Origin of the sequence: Bacillus sp. FSL R5-0585, from assembly GCF_038004545.1 — a bacterium.
GTDB lineage: Bacteria > Bacillota > Bacilli > Bacillales > Bacillaceae_G > Bacillus_A > Bacillus_A cereus.
On sequence record NZ_JBBORJ010000001.1, the window covers coordinates 4,897,667 to 4,915,000 of the forward strand.

Here is a 17,334-nt window from a genome sequence, read left to right on the forward strand (position 1 = left end):
GCGAAAATATTTACTTGTTGTCAATCAAAATATTTTGATAAGAAGACTTTAAATAGTCTCTTAGCAACGTATATGGAATACGAAATTGCGGAATTCCACTTGAATAGGGAGCAATCTCATATAAAGGGAAATAAATGACGAGATTGTCTGGCTCTAAAAAGAAGTGAAATTTTTTCATACTCATTACTTTTTCAGTTGCATCAGGAAAATAAATGCTTTCATTTTGTTTAATTTGTCGTACAATCTCTGCACGGATTACATCTTTATATTTATCCTTTTGTTGAAATAAATCGTCTAAGTGCAGCACCTTTTTTTCGTTTAAATCAAATGTATTTGCCTTCCACGTATAAAGACCGTGTGCTCCGCCAGTATATTGATAGTAATTCACATATAGGCTAAGAAAAGGTGGTTTGTTTAAAGAGACTTTATAATCAACATTTGCTACGTACGGATGAAATGGTGTACTAGATCCTTCTGTCTCTTTATAATATTTTTTTGCTTCTTTTTCTAATTTGGTTTTAAATTTGTCAGTGGATTTTTTGTAGTATAAATTGAGTTTATTTTGAAATTTAGAGTCGGAAAATTTGTGAAAATAAGGCCTGTTTATTTGATATTCTATATAAGGTTTCTTACCTTTTTGCGTTACAGTCTTAACATCGATTGTCAGGTTAGATGCTTTGGCTGTTATTGCACAATTTGGTACAATAGTCAGCAAGGAGAACATAAGCAGTAATATACAAAATTTCTGTTTCATTTAGGTGAAGCCTCCTTATATAAGTGTTATAAGTAGTTTGAAAATAAATAGGTAAAATTATACATTTAATTAAAGTAAGAGAAGGGGGAAGCGATATGGCAAAAACTTTAATGGATTCACTTGGAATTGAGTTGTTAGAGATGACAGAAGATAAGGTAGTTGCTACGATGCCTGTTGATGAGCGTACGCATCAACCGTTTGGATTTTTACATGGAGGTGCATCGGTTGCATTAGCGGAAACAGTGGCAAGTGTTGGTTCATATAATTTAATTGATCAAGAAAAATGTATTTGTTTCGGATTAGAAATTAATGCAAATCACATTCGCTCAAAGAAAGAAGGAATTGTAACAGCGATCGGAACACCGATACATAGAGGACAATCGACAATGGTTTGGGATGTTCGTATTATTGATGAAAATGATGATTTACTATGTATATCAAGATGTACAGTAGCAATTAAAGAAAAACGTGAAAAGTAAAAAAGAGGCGCTCTTATGAGCAGCCTCTTTTTCTTATAATTAGAACTGGATTTTCTTCTCTAAGAAACCTTTTAGTTCGCTAATTGGCATACGAACTTGTTCCATTGTGTCACGGTCACGTACTGTAACAGCTTTGTCTTCAACTGAGTCGAAGTCGTATGTGATACAGAATGGTGTACCGATTTCGTCTTGACGACGGTAACGTTTACCGATAGAACCAGTTTCATCAAAGTCTACCATGAAGTCTTTAGCTAATTCTGCGAATACTTCAGTAGCACCTTCAGATAGCTTCTTAGATAATGGTAAGATAGCTGCTTTGTATGGTGCTAAAGCCGGGTGGAAACGAAGAACTGTACGAGAATCGTTTTCTAATTGCTCTTCTTCATATGCATCACATAAGAATGCTAATGTTACGCGGTCTGCGCCTAAAGATGGCTCGATGCAGTATGGCACGTAACGCTCATTCGTTTGTGGATCAATATAGTTAAAGTCTTCGTTTGAATGTTCCATGTGACGTTTTAAGTCGAAGTCTGTACGAGATGCAACGCCCCAAAGTTCGCCCCAACCGAATGGGAATTTGAATTCAATGTCAGTTGTTGCATTACTGTAGTGAGATAACTCTTCTTCACCGTGGTCACGAAGACGCATGCTCTCTTCAGACATACCAAGTGAAAGTAACCAGTTTTTACAAGTTTCACGCCAGAATGCAAACCACTCTAAATCTTCACCAGGCTTACAGAAGAATTCAAGTTCCATTTGTTCGAATTCACGTGTACGGAATGTGAAGTTACCAGGCGTGATTTCGTTACGGAAACTCTTACCGATTTGGCCGATACCAAATGGAAGCTTTTTACGCATAGAGCGTTGAACGTTTTTGAAGTTTACGAAAATACCTTGTGCTGTTTCAGGACGAAGGAAGATTTCGTTTGTGCTAGACTCTGTAACACCTTGGAATGTTTTGAACATTAAGTTGAACTGACGGATTTCAGTGAATTCTTCACTACCGCAATCAGGACATTTTACTTCATGTTCTTTCATTAAGTCAGCCATTTGGTCGAAAGTAAGACCGTCAACAACCATTTCGATGCCTTTTGCATCTAAAGCATCCTCAATTAATTTGTCAGCACGGTGACGAGCTTTACATTTTTTACAGTCAATCATTGGATCGTTGAAGTTACCAACGTGACCAGAAGCGATCCAAGTTTTAGGGTTCATTAAAATAGCTGCGTCTAAACCAACGTTGTGTGGAGATTCTTGAATGAATTTTTTCCACCAAGCTTTTTTAACGTTATTTTTTAATTCGATTCCAAGTGGACCGTAATCCCAAGTGTTTGCAAGACCACCGTAAATTTCAGAACCAGGGAAAACAAAACCGCGATGTTTCGCTAAGTTTACAACTTGTTCCATTGAATACATAAGAAAATCCTCCTTTTGAAAGTTAACGTATTGGCGATGACATACTCTGATACTTTGGAAACGAGCAGTATATGCTAAAAAGAACATAAAAAAACGCTCATCCCAAGGCTTATTTGCCTAGGGACGAGCGTTTGCCCGCGGTTCCACCCTAGTTGATACACAAAAGGTGCATCCACTTTATCATGTATTGCTCGGGACTGCCGTTTCCTTGCGGCTTCAGGCTTTCACTATCCCTGAATCGCTTTTTATGCAAGTACTTATAAGTCCGTCATCGCTACTTATATTAATAATAATGAACATATTCTAACACGTTCTTTTTTAAATCTCAATAGAGGAACGCGTCTATCTATGATAGAGTCTCACCTATTTTTTCATTATTTATTCCGTAATTTTCTTTAATATGCTTAATTGCTTCACGCTTACTTAATGGAGCGAGCTCATTGTTTTGAACGTATTCCCAAACTACATCCGGATTTGTTTTTGCATGTTCACGAAGGACCCAGCCAATCGCTTTTTGAATGAAAAATTCTTTTGAAGAATGTAGTTGTCCAATAATCCAGAAAAGAAGTTCTTCATCCATCTTTTGTTTATATTTTAGTTGGAATAAAATAGCGGCACGTTGTAACCATATGTTATCTGATGCAATCCATTTTGGAATATAGGCAGAAATTAATTCTGGATGTTTTAAAAAGATATCGCCTAAAAATGTAGGGACGATGCTATCGACAGAGTCCCACCAAGATTTTGTGACAATCAGTTCTTCTAAGAAGGGGATATGAGTTTCGTTTATATGCTTTTTATATTTTTGCATAATATCAAGTGCGGCCGCTTGGAATTCACGTTCTGGTAAGTCCCAAAGCTCACGTATGATAATTTGGAAGTCTTTTTGATCTGGGAGAGTATGTATTTGAATGATGTCTTTTAATAATTGGCGTCTTTCCGGTGTTTGAATACCTAGAAATGGGAAGTGATTTTTCATATAACGAGCCATAGGTTCTGCTTTTTCAGGATTTTGATGAGCTGTGAAATGCTCTTGTAATGCTTTTACAAATGGATGCATAAGTGTTGCTCCTCTCTTATTCTCTTTCTTCTCTTATTATACAAAGAGTTTGGATAAATTTTAAAACATAACTTGCAATGTAATGAAATATGTTGAAAGTAGAGAGGAGAGGATAAGATGGAGGATCAAGGCGTATTAGCAGGTTTCTTTGCTCTTAGTTTTGCGTTTATTCTTGTTATATTGATTTGGGCAATTATTTCATATTTGTTAACGGCTTTTGCACTTTATTCGATGGCGAAAAATGATGGTGCAACGGACGGGGTGCTTGCGTTTATTCCGTTTTTGAATAGTAAGACATGGGGTGACTTAGCGAAAGATAAATTACCAGATTTTTTGAAAGAAGAAGCAGGGTGGAAAGTATTCGGCATATATGTTGCATGTTTCATTTTTAATTTCGTACCAATTATAAGTTTACTAGCAACAGCTGTATCGATTGTATTGTCCATTTATCTTATCTACGCTATTTTAGACAGATACGGAACGAACTCTATATTATTTACGATTATTCATGTAATCACATTTTCGGTGTTCTTACCGATTCATTTATTTATTATTCGGAATGAACCGGTGAGATATAAAGAGTAGACTTTTCGTTTTGTTGATAAGTCGATATATTTTAGATATAAGTAAAAAAGCGCCCTGATTATCAGAGCGCTTTTTTTACTACATAAGGTAGCGTAAATAAATATAAATGTGAGAAATGATTAATGAAACGATCATAATTGGGAAACCGACTTTTAGGAAGTCCATGTAACTAAATTTATGTCCTTCGCGGCTCGCGATACCTGCAACGATTACGTTAGCAGAAGCTCCGATTAATGTTCCGTTTCCGCCCAGACAAGCACCTAGTGCTAATGCCCACCATAATACATCGATTTGTGCGTCAGATGGTGATAAGCCTAGCCCAACTGCCATATCGTTAATAAGTGGAATCATTGTTGCAACGAATGGGATGTTATCAATTGTTGCAGAGGCGATACCAGATACCCATAAAATAAGGATGGATGCGTAAGAAATATCTCCGCCTGTTATACCAATTACTTTTTGAGCTAACATTTTGATAAGACCGATATCGATAAGTCCTCCAACAAGTACGAATAGCCCTGCGAAGAAGAAGATTGTTACCCACTCTACGCTTGCAAATACTTCCTCAATTTCATGCTCTTTCACACCAATTAACATAAGTACAGTAGCACCAGTTAAAGCGATGATAGCTGCATCAACGTGGAAAATCGAATGAGTCATGAAACCTACAATTGTAAGTCCAAGTACTGTTAAAGATTTTTTCATTAATACTGGATCTTTAATGTATTGTTTTTCATCTAAGCTCATTAATTTCTTAACTTGTACAGGATCGGCAATTAATTGTTTGCGATACATAAAGTAAAGTATTATCGCTGTAACTGCAATAATAATAATTACGATTGGTGCTAGATTCAATAGGAAAGCATTGAAGTCTAAATGCTTATTGGCAGAACCAATCATAATGTTAGGTGGATCACCAATTAATGTTGCTGTTCCTCCAATGTTTGAAAAAATAATTTCAGAAAGTAAATAAGGAACAGGATTTACTTGCAGTATGCGCGTAATAGATAAAGTAACTGGAACAACAAGAAGTACAGTTGTAACGTTATCTAAAAATGCGGAGCCAAGCGCGGTAAGTAGGGAAAGGGAAATTAAAATTTTAATTGGATTTCCTTGTGCCCCTTTTGCTGCTTTAATGGCAACGTATTGGAAAACACCTGATTTACTCGTAATGTTCACCAAAATCATCATACCGATGAGTAGCGTAATCGTTCCCCATTCAATATGTTTCGTAAAGGCGTTATGTAAATCGACGACCCCCACAATTACCATGAATGCTGCACCGAGAAGTGCGATGACAGCGCGATTAATTTTTTCAGAAATAATAATGGCATATGTAATTAAAAAGACTGCGATAGCAAAATAATACTGCCAGTTAGCGAGTTCTTGCGTTGTTTCGTGCAAAAATCTCATCTCCTTTCATTCATTTTTCTTAGTGTGTCAAATATTAACTAGATGAAACACACATAACGTCATTATAAAGTAGAAAAACTGCGGATGTAAATGAAAGGAGAGATTTTGTCATATTTTCTGCATAGGTCATTTTTTCTTATTTTTTAAAATATTTGTGGGCATTTGACATATATATAAGATACATCCAATCTGAATATTTAAAATGGAATTAGCATTCGAGCTTGTTCGTGTAGGAGTGTCAAATAGAAAGGAATGACAAAAATGATAAGGAAGGGATCGTATGGATGAACAACGATTTTTATTTTTAGACTTTGAGTTTACGATGCCCCAGCATAGAAAGAAACCGAAAGGATTTTTTCCGGAGATTATTGAGGTAGGGCTCGTTTCAGTTGCTGGCTGTAAGGTAGAAGATACGTATTCATCACATGTCAGGCCGAAAACATTTCCCTCTTTAACGGATCGATGTAAGAAGTTTTTGGGAATAAAACAAGAAGTCGTAGATAAAGGGATTTCATTTCCTGAACTCGTTAAGAAGCTTGCAGAATACGAAACGAAATGTAAACCGACAATTGTAACGTGGGGAAATATGGATATGAAAGTGCTGAAGCATAATTGTGAGATGGCAGGGATAGCTTTTCCATTCTTCGGACAGTGTCGTGATTTATCGCTTGAGTATAAGAAGTTTTTTGGAGAAAGAAATCAAACAGGATTATGGAAAGCAATTGAGGCGTATGGAAAAGTAGGGACAGGGAAGCATCATTGTGCGCTTGACGATGCGATGACGACGTACAATATTTTTAAACTAGTAGAAAAAGATAAAGAGTATTTAGTAAAGCCAGCACCTCCAACATTAGGAGAACTCGTTGATTTTTCAAAAGTGTTAAAGAAAGTGAGCACACAGTAACGACCAAATTGCACATTATGTAATTTGGTCGTTTTGTTTTTTAGAGTTTGTAGTCTTTCTTTAACTGTTGTAATGTTTCTAGACTACGCTCTGCAAAAGGTGAATCATCTTCAAAAAATGAATTCATTTGAGTTTCTAATGCTAATTTTAGTGACTCGGTATAATCCGGAATTTCTCCTTCATATTTTTTCACCATTTGCTCTGGAATGTTCGTCTGTTCACGGAAAGCTAAAGCGCGTCTTTCATGGAAAAATGGTACGTCAGCTTGTTTTACGTTATGTAAGTCACCTTGCACCGGATGTTTTAAAACAGCTAATACTTTTACGACGTAACTGCCAGGGCGGCTATTTGTAACTTCGCCAATGTATTTTCCTGTTTTATAAATACCAGTAACGATTTCGCCAATTTCAAATGTTTCTCTCATATTTTTCACCTCAAGTTTATAGTAAGGAAAGTAGGAGAAGGAGTCAAAGAAATCATTTGCTTTCAGAACGCCCCTTGAGAATATGGATAGGTTCCACTATAATTTAAAATGATATAACAGAAAATTCTGATGTTTTATAAATCCTATAATAAGGAGTGTTCTATATGATGCCTTTATATTTTCCGGAAGATAAAACAGAATATATTATTCCAGGGATTGTTTGTGTTCTATTTATCATCGGTGCGATTGCTACGTGGCGTATGTTCATTCGTGTATCAAAACGAGAAGCAGAGCGATTGCAGAAAGTTGAAGAAAAACTATTAGCTGAAAAGAAACAGTAATGCATTTTTGTATGTTTCCCTCTATGCTCGGACAATCTAAGGGCAGAATATATTTTGGAGGGAATAAAATGAAGAAACGGCTTTTTTTCAGTTGTTGTTTATTATTTCTGATGGCAGGTTGTGACCAAGGAAAGCCGAAAGAAATTGAAGTGAAATTACATAATGCTTCAGGAGATGAAGTAGGGACTGCGAAAGTAGTGCAGCAAACAAGTGGAGTAAAAATTACGATTAAAGGGGAAGGTTTCACGCCAGGCCCGCACGGACTACATGTACACGAAATTGGAGAGTGTAAAGCACCTCGTTTTGAATCAGCTGGAAATCATTTTAATCCAGATGATAAAAAACATGGTCTTCTTAATCCGAAGGGTGCAGAAAACGGTGATTTACCGAACGTAGTTGCAGATGGTTCTGGAAAGATTAAAGCGGAAATTAATGCCCCACACATCACACTTGAAGAAGGAAAAACGACGATTCATAGAAAAGATGGAGCGTCTATTATTATTACAGAAAACCCTGATGATGGTATGACTCAACCGACAGGTAAATCAGGGGATCGAATTGCTTGTGGCGTAATTGTAAAAAAAGCATCGGATATGAAGAAAAAGTAAAAGCTACCGTGAATGGTAGCTTTCTTTGTGAAATGTAATTGAAAATATATCAGCGATTATTGGAATATATCGACTGTAACTCAAATTATATCGGCGATTATTGGAATATATCGACCGTAACTTGAAATATATCGACTTACCGACAAAATATGACAAAGGAGTCTGTCCAAGAATGATTAGGAGGACAGACTCCTTTCTTATTATGAAAACGTATGACGCAGTCTGTTTAAAATTTCTTCTAAAACAGATCGTGGACAGCCGATGTTAATTCGAATATGTTCTTCGCCACCTAACCCGTATTTCTCACCAGGTTCAACGATGATTTTTCCTTTTTCCTCAAGTAGTGCGGTACGCTCGTTTTGAGAAAGCTTTAGACGAGAACAATCAATCCATAATAAAAAGCTACCTTCTGGCTTCGTTACGGAAAGAGCAGGTATGTGAGTTTTAATATATTCACAAGCAAATTGAGCATTATCTTCTATATATAATCGAATTTCGTTTAGCCAATCATTACATTCTGTATAGGCACTTTGCATCGCTGTATAAGCGAAGATATTTAATCCGTGGAAGCCTTGTCTATATTGGATAGATGTAAAGGCTTGACGCAGTTTTTCGTTTGGAATGATAATAATCGATGCTTGTAATCCAGCGATATTAAATGTTTTACTTGGAGCCATACAAGTAATCGTGCGAGCTGCTAATTCTTCAGATAAAGAAGCGAACGGTGTATGTGTATGATCTGCGTAAATAATATCGGAATGAATTTCATCCGCCACAACGATTACGTTATATTTAGTACATAACGATCCGAGCTGCAAAAGTTCCTCTTTCGTCCAAACGCGCCCGATTGGGTTATGAGGGCTACAAAGAAGCATGAGTTTGATGCCTTGCTGAAACTGCTTTTCTAAATGCTTGAAGTCTATCACATATGTATCATTTTGTTTCTGTAATGGACTCACGTATAACTGTCTGTTGTTTGTTGTGACCATTTCGAAAAATGGAGGATAAATAGGTGGTTGTACGAGAACGGATTCGTTTTCTTTTGTGAAAGCCTGTATGCTCGTACTAAGAGCTGGAACGATTCCGGCGCTAAAGACAATCCATTCTTTTTGAATATCCCAGTCGTATTGTTGTTTTGTCCAGTTACAAATAATATCTCCAATATTTTCGGGAGGAAGTGTATAGCCAAAAATCGGATGTTCGATTCGTTGTTTTAAGGCAGTTTGAATTGGTTTTGGTACTTCAAAATCCATATCAGCAATCCAAGCATGGATAAGTTCTTCGTTTTTATATGTATCCCATTTTATACTATGCGTTCCACGTCGATTGATTGCTTTATGAAATAGTTGCATAAGTTTGCTCCCTTCTTCTGTAAAACCAATAAGTTATGAAAGTTCTCTCTCTTCTTATAGAATAGCTGATGTGATAGGATAAAGAAAAGTATTAAAAAGTGAAAAGGCGGGAAGCGAATGGGTACATATGAAAAGATGATAGAGGTTGTGAAGAATTGGGATCCGTTTCAAATGGGACCGGAGTTTTATGAAACAGAAGCGAGCGATGTTGTGAGCGTCATAAGTGTGTTTGACGATCCAAAATATATCGCAAAGAAGATTCAACATATATACTTTATGTCTTTTGAGGAAGTACCTGCGCTTGAAAAATGTGAGAAATTAGCTGTGGAATTACTTGTAATAAAAGAAGGCGGAAGCTGTTCATTATAGGCTGTCGGGATTTCCGACAGCCTTTTTTATATTATCCCGCTATTTGCTGGGTAGTAAGACCTTCACCTCAAAATTTAGCGGAAGCAAAGAAGTTAGGTGGAGGCTGATTAAAGTTTCATTTTATTGCGCGGAAAAAGCGATAATTTCTTCATAAACATGTTCAGGCTTTTCTTCAGGTAGTAAATGTCCTGTATTTTCGTAAGAAATAAATTTTGAATTCGGTAAATCTTTGTGTAGACGATGACCTACATGTACAGGGACGACGCGGTCTTTTTCACCCCAAATGAGTAGGATAGGTGTTTCGATTTTTTGTAATTCAGTTGAAGATAAGTCACCTTCACGGTCTCGTATCATGCGAGTTAAAGCGGGAAATATACGGTCGTCATAAAAAGGAGCGGAGTAACCTTTTTTCATTTCATCGTCAATTAATGAGTGATCATGAACGACATTCATTAAGTTATGAACAATGCCGCGCCTTATAATCCAGTTCTTTACGTATAAATGAAAGAACGGTAAATAAGAAGAGTATAGTAAAGGTAAGGTTGCGCGCGCTAAATAGCTCGAGCTACATAGTAAAATCGTCTTTGAAATGAGTTCAGGACGTATACGGTTTACATAGAGAGAAATTTGCCCACCCATAGAATGCCCAACTAATACAATGTTTGAGAGAGATAAATGTTCAATTAAATCAATAATAATCGTTGCTAAATTGTGATAAGAATACTTAAACAGATGAGACTTATCACTTTTTCCGAACGGTGGTAAATCAAGAGCAATGACTGTTCCTTCCTTCGCTAGTAAAGGAATGAGACGGCGGTAACTGAATGAGGAAGATAAAAAGCCGTGAACGAGTACGAAAGTAGGGCGTTCTGTTTTATTATCATGTTCATACAATTCGTAATGAACAGTAGTGCCGCGAGTGGAAAAAGTGAAATAAGGACAAGTATATTTATGATTCATTTTTTGTCACTCCATTGATTTTTGTTCATATCATCTCCAAGGAAGAAGAAAATATGTTAACAAAAAAAGGCAAGATGACGATGTCATCTTGCCTTTCGTTTATTCAGTATTACCCGCGCACAATATTAGGCGGTGTTTTTCCTTGTAATCCTGCAACTAAATTTTCAGCGGCGGTCATGGCCATTTGCTGACGAGTTTTTAATGTTGCAGATCCGATATGTGGTAAAGTCACAACATTTTGTAATGATAAGAGTGGATTATCTTTTTGAATTGGCTCTTGTGTAAAAGTATCGATGCCTGCTGCAAAGATTTTCTTTTCTGTTAAAGCATGGATTAACGCTTCTTCATCTACTGTTTTCCCCCGAGAAGCATTAATGAAGATTGCTGTTTCTTTCATTAATGAAAATTCCTTTTCTCCGATAAGGTGATATGTTTCATCTGTTAATGGAGTAAGAAGAACAATAAAGTCAGACTGCTTCAGTAGCGTCTGTAAATCACAATATGTAGCATCGAATTTTTGTTCAGCTTCTTCTTTACGACGGCGGTTATAGTAAAGAACATTCATATCAAATCCGAATTTTGCTCGTTTTGCAACGGCTTCTCCAATTCGGCCCATACCGATAATACCAATTGTGCTATGGTGTACATCTAGTCCGAAGTGTTCTTTTCCGATTTCAGCGTTCCATTCACCATTTTTTACGTAAGAATCGAGTTCGCAAACGCGGCGCCCAGCTGATAGCATAAGGGCGAAAACGAGATCAGCTACTGTATCATCTAATACGTATGGTGTATTCGTTCCGATAACATTTCGGTTTTTCATCGCTTGTAAATCAAAATTATCGTAACCAACAGAAATATTGCTCACTACTTTTAAGTTAGGAGCCACTGTCAGTAATTCTTCATTAATAGCAGATCCGAAATTTAATAACCCATCTTTATCTTGTATTTTCTCTAATAGAACATCACGAGGCACTTTCTCATTTTGATCCCATTTTTCGTAATCACAGTGTTCTGATAAATAGTTTTCTACAAATGTCGGAACTGGTTCAGCAATATAAATTTTTGGTTTCACGGTTCCATCCCCTTTCGCTTTATCACGCATTTTTCCGCTGATTAAAGTTTCACTTTATTTTGACATAATTCAATAGAAAAATCTTCTTTTCAAACTGGAAAGGGTATTTGTATAATTTAGACACAAACGAAAAGGAAGGATGATTTATATGGTGACAGAAAAAGAATTAGAATTATTAGCTTGTCTTGAAAAGAGTAGTCGATTATCTGTAGATACATTAGCGAAGCTGTTAAATATAGAAGTAGAAGAAGTAAAGAAGATGGTTGCGAGATTAGAAAATGAAAAGATTATTGTGGATTATGTAACACATATCGATTGGACGAAAGTGAAAGAACATACAGGTTTAACGGCAATGATCGATGTGAAAGTTACGCCAAAGCACGGCGTTGGGTTTGATGCGGTTGCTGAGCAAATTTATCGTTATTCAGAAGTGAAATCCGTTTATTTAATGTCAGGGACATATGATCTTTCTATTACATTAGAAGGGAAAACGATGGGGGAAGTAGCGATGTTTGTTTCTGAGAAATTAGCAACAATTGAATCTGTCGTTTCTACAACTACTCATTTCATTTTGAAGAAGTATAAACATGAGGGCGTTATTTATGAAAAAGACGATGATGATAAGCGAATTGTGGTGACACCATGAAGCAATTTGAACTATCTAGATCAGCAGAATCTTTAAAACCATCTGGTATTCGAAAATTTTTTGATTTAGCAGCAAATATGAAAGGTGTTATTTCCCTCGGGGTAGGAGAGCCGGATTTTGTTACCCCTTGGAATGTAAGGCAAGCATGTATTCGTTCTTTGGAACAAGGGTATACGTCATATACAGCAAATGCAGGATTATTGGAGCTCCGTCAAGAAATAGCAAAGTATCTAAAAAAACAATTTGCAGTATCTTATGATCCAAGTGATGAAATCATTGTTACAGTTGGAGCGAGCCAGGCGTTAGATGTAGCGATGCGTGCCATTATAAATCCTGATGATGAAGTGCTCATTGTTGAACCAAGCTTCGTTTCTTATGCACCACTTGTGACATTAGCTGGAGGAGTTCCGGTTCCTGTGGCGACTAAGCTAGAAAACGAGTTTAAAGTACAACCAGAACAAATTGAAGCAGCTATTACAGCGAAAACAAAGGCGATTTTACTTTGTTCACCAAATAACCCGACAGGTGCAATGCTAAATAAATTCGAGCTTGAAGAAATAGCAGTGATTGTTGAGAAGTACAATCTAATTGTATTATCTGATGAAATTTATGCAGAGCTTGTATACGACGAAGCATATACAAGTTTCGCGAGTATTAAAAATATGCGCGAGCATACGATTTTAATTTCAGGATTTTCAAAAGGATTTGCGATGACAGGATGGCGTCTCGGTATGATTGCAGCTCCTGTTCAGTTTTCAGAATTGATGCTCAAAATTCACCAATATTCCATGATGTGTGCACCGACGATGTCTCAGTTCGCAGCACTTGAAGCGTTACGTGCGGGGAATGATGAAGTAATTCGGATGAGAGATAGTTATAAGAAGCGTCGTAATTTTATGACGACATCTTTCAATGAAATGGGCTTAACGTGTCATGTGCCGGGCGGAGCATTTTATGTTTTCCCTTCTATATCTTCAACAGGATTATCTTCAGCGGAATTTGCAGAACAGTTATTGCTGGAAGAAAAAGTAGCTGTTGTCCCTGGTAGCGTATTTGGCGAAAGTGGTGAAGGGTTTATTCGTTGTTCTTATGCGACGTCGCTTGAACAACTTATGGAAGCAATGAAGAGAATGGAACGGTTTGTTGAAAATAAAAAAAGGACAAAACGTAATACGTTTTGTCCATAAAAGGGGGGGAATACTAGAAAGCCATGTGTTAGTAGTCTATCCCAATATTGGAGAATTATACTTCTTTAAGGGAAATTTTTCATGAATTTTGAATGAGTTCTGTCATAGTGGTATAATTTACTAATATAAGGTATGCGCATTCTAGATATTGTTATCTAGAATGCGTACTAACCAATCGGATATTTAAAATAAATATATCTGCTTTGCTCTCTATAATTGTAGAGAGAATGGTAAACGTATGGGAGTGTTTCATATGTCAGAACAATATACAACAGGAGTGGTTGTAACAGGGAAAGTGACTGGAATTCAAGATTACGGTGCGTTTGTAGCGTTAGATGCAGAAACACAAGGACTTGTGCATATATCTGAAATTACAAATGGATATGTAAAGGATATTCATGACTTTTTAAAGGTCGGCGATACAGTAGAAGTAAAGGTACTTTCAATTGATGAAGAGCACAGAAAAATGAGTTTATCGTTAAAAGCGGCGAAAAGAAAACAAGGAAGGATTCTTATACCGAACCCATCTGAAAACGGATTTAATACGCTGCGAGAAAAGTTGGCAGAATGGATTGAAGAGTCCGAGTTAACAAAGTAAAAGAGGAACGCATATGAGCGTTCCTCTTTTACTTTATCTTATGATATATATTTGCAAATATGATTGCATGCAATCATATTCGTATGTCGGAGGTGAAAGGACATACTGATTATCGAATTTCGTTTGTTTCTGGGTGCGTACCAAGATTTTCAGATGGTTTAAACAGTAAACCAAGGTTGATAAGCCCAGATATACCAACGATGCCGTAAATAATACGTGCAAGAGCTGAATTTTGTCCACCGAAAATGGCTGCTACTAAGTCAAACTGGAAAAAACCGATTAGTCCCCAGTTCACAGCGCCAATTACAGTAAAGACTAATGCGATACGTTGTAAAGTACTCATGAAAAAGCCCCCCTTAATTGTGAAGCATGAGCAAGCGATGAGTTAATTAACTCTTTTATAGAATGGGGTAGTTATGTTGTTTTTATACATAAAAAATGTTTGAAAGAAGATGTATATACATCTATACCGAAAAATGCGAATTTTTATGCAAAAAATGAACTTTTTCTAAAAAATATATATTGGTTACGTTTACAATGTTTGAATCGCTTGATTTACAACTTCAGTTTCGCTAAAGTGAATACAGAAATACATATCCATAATTGGAGGGAAAAAGATGAGTACACATGTAACGTTCGACTATTCTAAAGCGTTATCCTTCATCGGTGAACATGAAATCACTTATTTACGTGATGCAGTGAAAGTAACACATCACGCAATCCACGAAAAAACTGGAGCTGGGAACGATTTCCTTGGGTGGGTAGACCTTCCGCTTCAATATGACAAAGAAGAATTCGCTCGCATTCAAAAATGCGCAGAAAAAATTAAAAATGACTCTGACATTTTACTTGTTGTAGGTATTGGTGGTTCTTACCTAGGAGCACGCGCAGCAATCGAAATGTTAAACCATTCTTTCTACAATACGCTTTCTAAAGAACAACGTAAAACTCCACAAGTGCTATTTGTTGGACAAAACATTAGCTCCACTTACATGAAAGATTTAATGGACGTATTAGAAGGTAAAGACTTCTCTATTAACGTTATTTCCAAATCAGGTACAACAACAGAGCCAGCACTAGCATTCCGTATCTTCCGTAAGTTATTAGAAGAAAAGTATGGAAAAGAAGAAGCTCGCAAACGTATTTATGCAACTACAGATAAAGCGCGTGGTGCATTAAAAACATTAGCTGATAACGAAGGTTACGAAACATTTGTTATTCCAGATGATGTTGGAGGTCGTTTCTCTGTATTAACGCCAGTTGGTTTATTACCAATCGCAGTAAGTGGCTTAAATATTGAAGAGATGATGAAAGGTGCAGCTGCTGGTCATGATGACTTCGGAACATCAGAACTAGAAGAAAATCCAGCTTACCAATACGCAGTAGTTCGTAACGCTTTATACAATAAAGGAAAAACAATTGAAATGCTTGTTAACTATGAGCCAGCACTTCAATACTTCGCTGAGTGGTGGAAACAGTTATTTGGTGAAAGTGAAGGAAAAGATCAAAAAGGTATTTTCCCATCTTCAGCAAACTTCTCAACTGATTTACACTCATTAGGTCAATACGTTCAAGAAGGGCGTCGTGACTTATTTGAAACAGTTCTTAAAGTAGGTAAATCTACACATGAACTAACAATCGAATCAGAAGAAAACGATTTAGACGGATTAAACTACCTTGCTGGTGAAACTGTAGACTTCGTAAACACAAAAGCATACGAAGGTACATTACTTGCACATAGCGACGGGGGAGTACCGAACTTAATCGTAAATATTCCTGAATTAAATGAGTACACATTCGGTTACCTTGTATACTTCTTCGAAAAAGCATGTGCGATGAGCGGCTACTTATTAGGCGTGAATCCATTTGACCAACCTGGAGTAGAAGCATACAAGAAAAACATGTTTGCTTTACTTGGTAAACCAGGATTTGAAGAATTAAAAGCAGAATTAGAAGAGCGTTTAAAATAATAAAAAGCGACCGGAATCCGGTCGCTTTTTATTATTTTATCGAAAAGTTCATCAGTATATTCAAACTAAAGTGGGTATGCTAAAGGAAAAGTCTAGGAGGGATGGGCTTGATTCCGATTCAATCAAATTTAGAAGGACGTACATATGCGTTATATAAGTTAGAAGAGATTATGAAACCACTTGGATATAGCATTGGTGGTAATTGGGATTATGATAAAGGATGCTTCGATTACAAAATTGATGAAGAAGATGGGTATCAATTTTTACGAGTTCCATTTACAGCCATTGATGGAGAACTAGATGTACCAGGCGTAATAGTTCGTCTTGGAACGCCGTATATTCTTTCGCACGTATATCAAGACGAACTAGATGATAATGTGAATACTTTAACAGCTGGAACAAGTGGAATGGATCAATTTGCTGAGCCGAAAGATCCAGATGGAGATGTGAAAAGAAAATATATCAATATTGGGAAAGTGCTCATGCAAGAATTAGAGCGTCATTTTACTAATGGTGAATAACAATGAGTATGTCGCTTTCAATGAGAACAAAGGAATGAACTGGATTAATCATATATTGTTCGTCGCGCTTTATACCTAGTAAGAGAATGTTTTGCTTTAAAAGAGTATAGCTACAATTGGCAAAAGTTTGTCCGGTGCAGGACGATGGAAGCTCCATCAGTTGTAATTTATTATCAGAGATTTCGTCGTAAAGTGAAAATAGTACACCTGAAATGGAAGGGAATAAAAGAGAAGCGGTAAATACATAGCTCGTTAATTTATTTCCTTCTATAATTTCTGACACGCCAGCTCTCGTTGCATTTTGTATTTGTTCAGAAGTAAGAAGTTCAGCGATGCAGTGAATGTTTGGGTTGAGCCCTTTTGCAGTTAAAATATTTAAAATGGACTGTGTATCCGCTAAGCTTTCGTTTTTTTCTTTATCAGCTGTTATTAATATGGTGTGTGCCGTTGCAATATTGGCCTTTAATAAAGTTTGATCGTGATGCGGACAACCTTTTATAAATTCTAAATGATGAAATGGTTTTGGGAGTAAAGAAAGTGTTTCATCAATTAAAACGATATCAAGGTTTGGTTGTAATACGTGCATTTGCTTTACAACATGTTTTGCGCGCTCATTCCAGCCAACGATAATCATATGACCGTTAGAAGTAGCGGCTTCTTCACCTTTAATTTTCA

21 protein-coding genes (1 of these 21 running past the window's edge) are annotated in these 17,334 nt (G+C 36.6%); 11 read left to right on the forward strand and 10 right to left on the reverse strand.

The annotated features are described in order from the left end of the window. Positions 1-10 precede the first annotated feature (10 nt). Positions 11-754, reverse strand: coding sequence for a DUF3298 and DUF4163 domain-containing protein (locus tag MKY38_RS25140; RefSeq protein ID WP_078385530.1), 744 nt, complete (start codon positions 752-754; stop codon positions 11-13). 95 nt (positions 755-849) lie between these two features. On the opposite strand from MKY38_RS25140, the gene MKY38_RS25145 reads away from it, so the two are divergent. Next, positions 850-1,233, forward strand: coding sequence for a hotdog fold thioesterase (locus MKY38_RS25145; protein ID WP_065224317.1), 384 nt, complete (start codon positions 850-852; stop codon positions 1,231-1,233). A gap of 39 nt (positions 1,234-1,272) precedes the next feature. Here MKY38_RS25145 and MKY38_RS25150 read toward each other — a convergent pair whose 3' ends face one another. Together MKY38_RS25150 and MKY38_RS25155 are read right to left on the reverse strand one after the other, a co-directional pair. Further along, on the reverse strand, positions 1,273-2,649 hold the full coding sequence (locus MKY38_RS25150) for a glycine--tRNA ligase (protein ID WP_000287147.1): 1,377 nt from the start codon (positions 2,647-2,649) through the stop codon (positions 1,273-1,275). Between the two features lie 346 nt (positions 2,650-2,995). Continuing rightward, positions 2,996-3,709: a DNA alkylation repair protein gene (locus tag MKY38_RS25155; protein WP_065224316.1), complete on the reverse strand. Its 714-nt coding sequence runs from the start codon at positions 3,707-3,709 to the stop codon at positions 2,996-2,998. A 117-nt stretch (positions 3,710-3,826) separates the two neighbouring features. Between MKY38_RS25155 and MKY38_RS25160 the strand changes: the two genes are divergently transcribed. Continuing rightward, complete coding sequence (locus tag MKY38_RS25160; RefSeq protein WP_000390061.1) at positions 3,827-4,294, forward strand: hypothetical protein; 468 nt, start codon at positions 3,827-3,829, stop codon at positions 4,292-4,294. A gap of 78 nt (positions 4,295-4,372) precedes the next feature. Here the strand turns inward: MKY38_RS25160 and MKY38_RS25165 are convergent, their stop codons facing one another. Further along, entirely contained in the window at positions 4,373-5,698 is a 1,326-nt protein-coding gene (locus MKY38_RS25165) for an ArsB/NhaD family transporter (RefSeq protein ID WP_065224315.1), read from the reverse strand. 289 nt (positions 5,699-5,987) lie between these two features. On the opposite strand from MKY38_RS25165, the gene kapD reads away from it, so the two are divergent. Next, entirely contained in the window at positions 5,988-6,611 is a 624-nt protein-coding gene (gene kapD / locus MKY38_RS25170) for a 3'-5' exonuclease KapD (RefSeq protein ID WP_000344356.1), read from the forward strand. A gap of 40 nt (positions 6,612-6,651) precedes the next feature. Here the strand turns inward: kapD and MKY38_RS25175 are convergent, their stop codons facing one another. Further along, on the reverse strand, positions 6,652-7,035 hold the full coding sequence (locus tag MKY38_RS25175; protein WP_001209342.1) for a kinase-associated lipoprotein B: 384 nt from the start codon (positions 7,033-7,035) through the stop codon (positions 6,652-6,654). 164 nt (positions 7,036-7,199) lie between these two features. On the opposite strand from MKY38_RS25175, the gene MKY38_RS25180 reads away from it, so the two are divergent. Next, on the forward strand, positions 7,200-7,376 hold the full coding sequence (locus MKY38_RS25180) for a hypothetical protein (protein ID WP_000982757.1): 177 nt from the start codon (positions 7,200-7,202) through the stop codon (positions 7,374-7,376). Positions 7,377-7,444: 68 nt separating this feature from the next. Continuing rightward, positions 7,445-7,984: a superoxide dismutase [Cu-Zn] gene (gene sodC, locus MKY38_RS25185; RefSeq protein WP_006922350.1), complete on the forward strand. Its 540-nt coding sequence runs from the start codon at positions 7,445-7,447 to the stop codon at positions 7,982-7,984. Positions 7,985-8,184: 200 nt separating this feature from the next. On the opposite strand, the gene MKY38_RS25190 is transcribed toward sodC, so the two are convergent. Next, positions 8,185-9,336, reverse strand: coding sequence for a MalY/PatB family protein (locus MKY38_RS25190; protein WP_065224314.1), 1,152 nt, complete (start codon positions 9,334-9,336; stop codon positions 8,185-8,187). A gap of 117 nt (positions 9,337-9,453) precedes the next feature. Between MKY38_RS25190 and MKY38_RS25195 the strand changes: the two genes are divergently transcribed. Further along, a complete protein-coding gene (locus MKY38_RS25195) occupies positions 9,454-9,705 on the forward strand; it encodes a YugE family protein (RefSeq protein ID WP_000537645.1) in 252 nt (83 codons plus the stop codon). A gap of 120 nt (positions 9,706-9,825) precedes the next feature. On the opposite strand, the gene MKY38_RS25200 is transcribed toward MKY38_RS25195, so the two are convergent. Continuing rightward, positions 9,826-10,665 carry an alpha/beta fold hydrolase gene (locus MKY38_RS25200; protein ID WP_044307365.1) on the reverse strand — a complete coding sequence of 280 codons (840 nt, stop codon included), beginning with the start codon at positions 10,663-10,665 and terminating at the stop codon, positions 9,826-9,828. Between the two features lie 109 nt (positions 10,666-10,774). Continuing rightward, the gene (locus tag MKY38_RS25205) at positions 10,775-11,767 is read right to left on the reverse strand and encodes a 2-hydroxyacid dehydrogenase (protein WP_002024995.1); all 993 of its coding nucleotides are present in this window, start codon (positions 11,765-11,767) and stop codon (positions 10,775-10,777) included. Between the two features lie 118 nt (positions 11,768-11,885). On the opposite strand from MKY38_RS25205, the gene MKY38_RS25210 reads away from it, so the two are divergent. From MKY38_RS25210 to yugI, 3 genes are all read left to right on the forward strand, one after another. Beyond that, positions 11,886-12,383: an Lrp/AsnC family transcriptional regulator gene (locus tag MKY38_RS25210; protein WP_000255696.1), complete on the forward strand. Its 498-nt coding sequence runs from the start codon at positions 11,886-11,888 to the stop codon at positions 12,381-12,383. Beyond that, positions 12,380-13,570, forward strand: a complete 1,191-nt coding sequence (locus tag MKY38_RS25215; RefSeq protein WP_000808534.1) for an aminotransferase — start codon at positions 12,380-12,382, stop codon at positions 13,568-13,570. Before MKY38_RS25210 ends, MKY38_RS25215 begins: the two co-directional genes overlap by 4 nt. Before the next feature lie 253 nt (positions 13,571-13,823). Beyond that, positions 13,824-14,168 carry a S1 domain-containing post-transcriptional regulator GSP13 gene (yugI, locus tag MKY38_RS25220; protein ID WP_000003764.1) on the forward strand — a complete coding sequence of 115 codons (345 nt, stop codon included), beginning with the start codon at positions 13,824-13,826 and terminating at the stop codon, positions 14,166-14,168. A gap of 109 nt (positions 14,169-14,277) precedes the next feature. On the opposite strand, the gene MKY38_RS25225 is transcribed toward yugI, so the two are convergent. Further along, positions 14,278-14,511, reverse strand: coding sequence for a DUF378 domain-containing protein (locus MKY38_RS25225; RefSeq protein WP_000105788.1), 234 nt, complete (start codon positions 14,509-14,511; stop codon positions 14,278-14,280). Positions 14,512-14,785: 274 nt separating this feature from the next. Between MKY38_RS25225 and MKY38_RS25230 the strand changes: the two genes are divergently transcribed. Together MKY38_RS25230 and MKY38_RS25235 are read left to right on the forward strand one after the other, a co-directional pair. Then, a complete protein-coding gene (locus MKY38_RS25230) occupies positions 14,786-16,138 on the forward strand; it encodes a glucose-6-phosphate isomerase (RefSeq protein ID WP_000103654.1) in 1,353 nt (450 codons plus the stop codon). A gap of 107 nt (positions 16,139-16,245) precedes the next feature. Then, a complete protein-coding gene (locus MKY38_RS25235) occupies positions 16,246-16,659 on the forward strand; it encodes a YugN-like family protein (protein WP_000612334.1) in 414 nt (137 codons plus the stop codon). Here the strand turns inward: MKY38_RS25235 and MKY38_RS25240 are convergent. Further along, positions 16,646-17,334 carry the 3' portion of a potassium channel family protein gene (locus tag MKY38_RS25240; protein WP_000842320.1) on the reverse strand. The gene runs 307 nt beyond the window's last position, so only the last 689 of its 996 coding nucleotides appear in the window; its start codon lies beyond the right edge, outside the window; it ends in the stop codon at positions 16,646-16,648. The genes MKY38_RS25235 and MKY38_RS25240 overlap by 14 nt on opposite strands.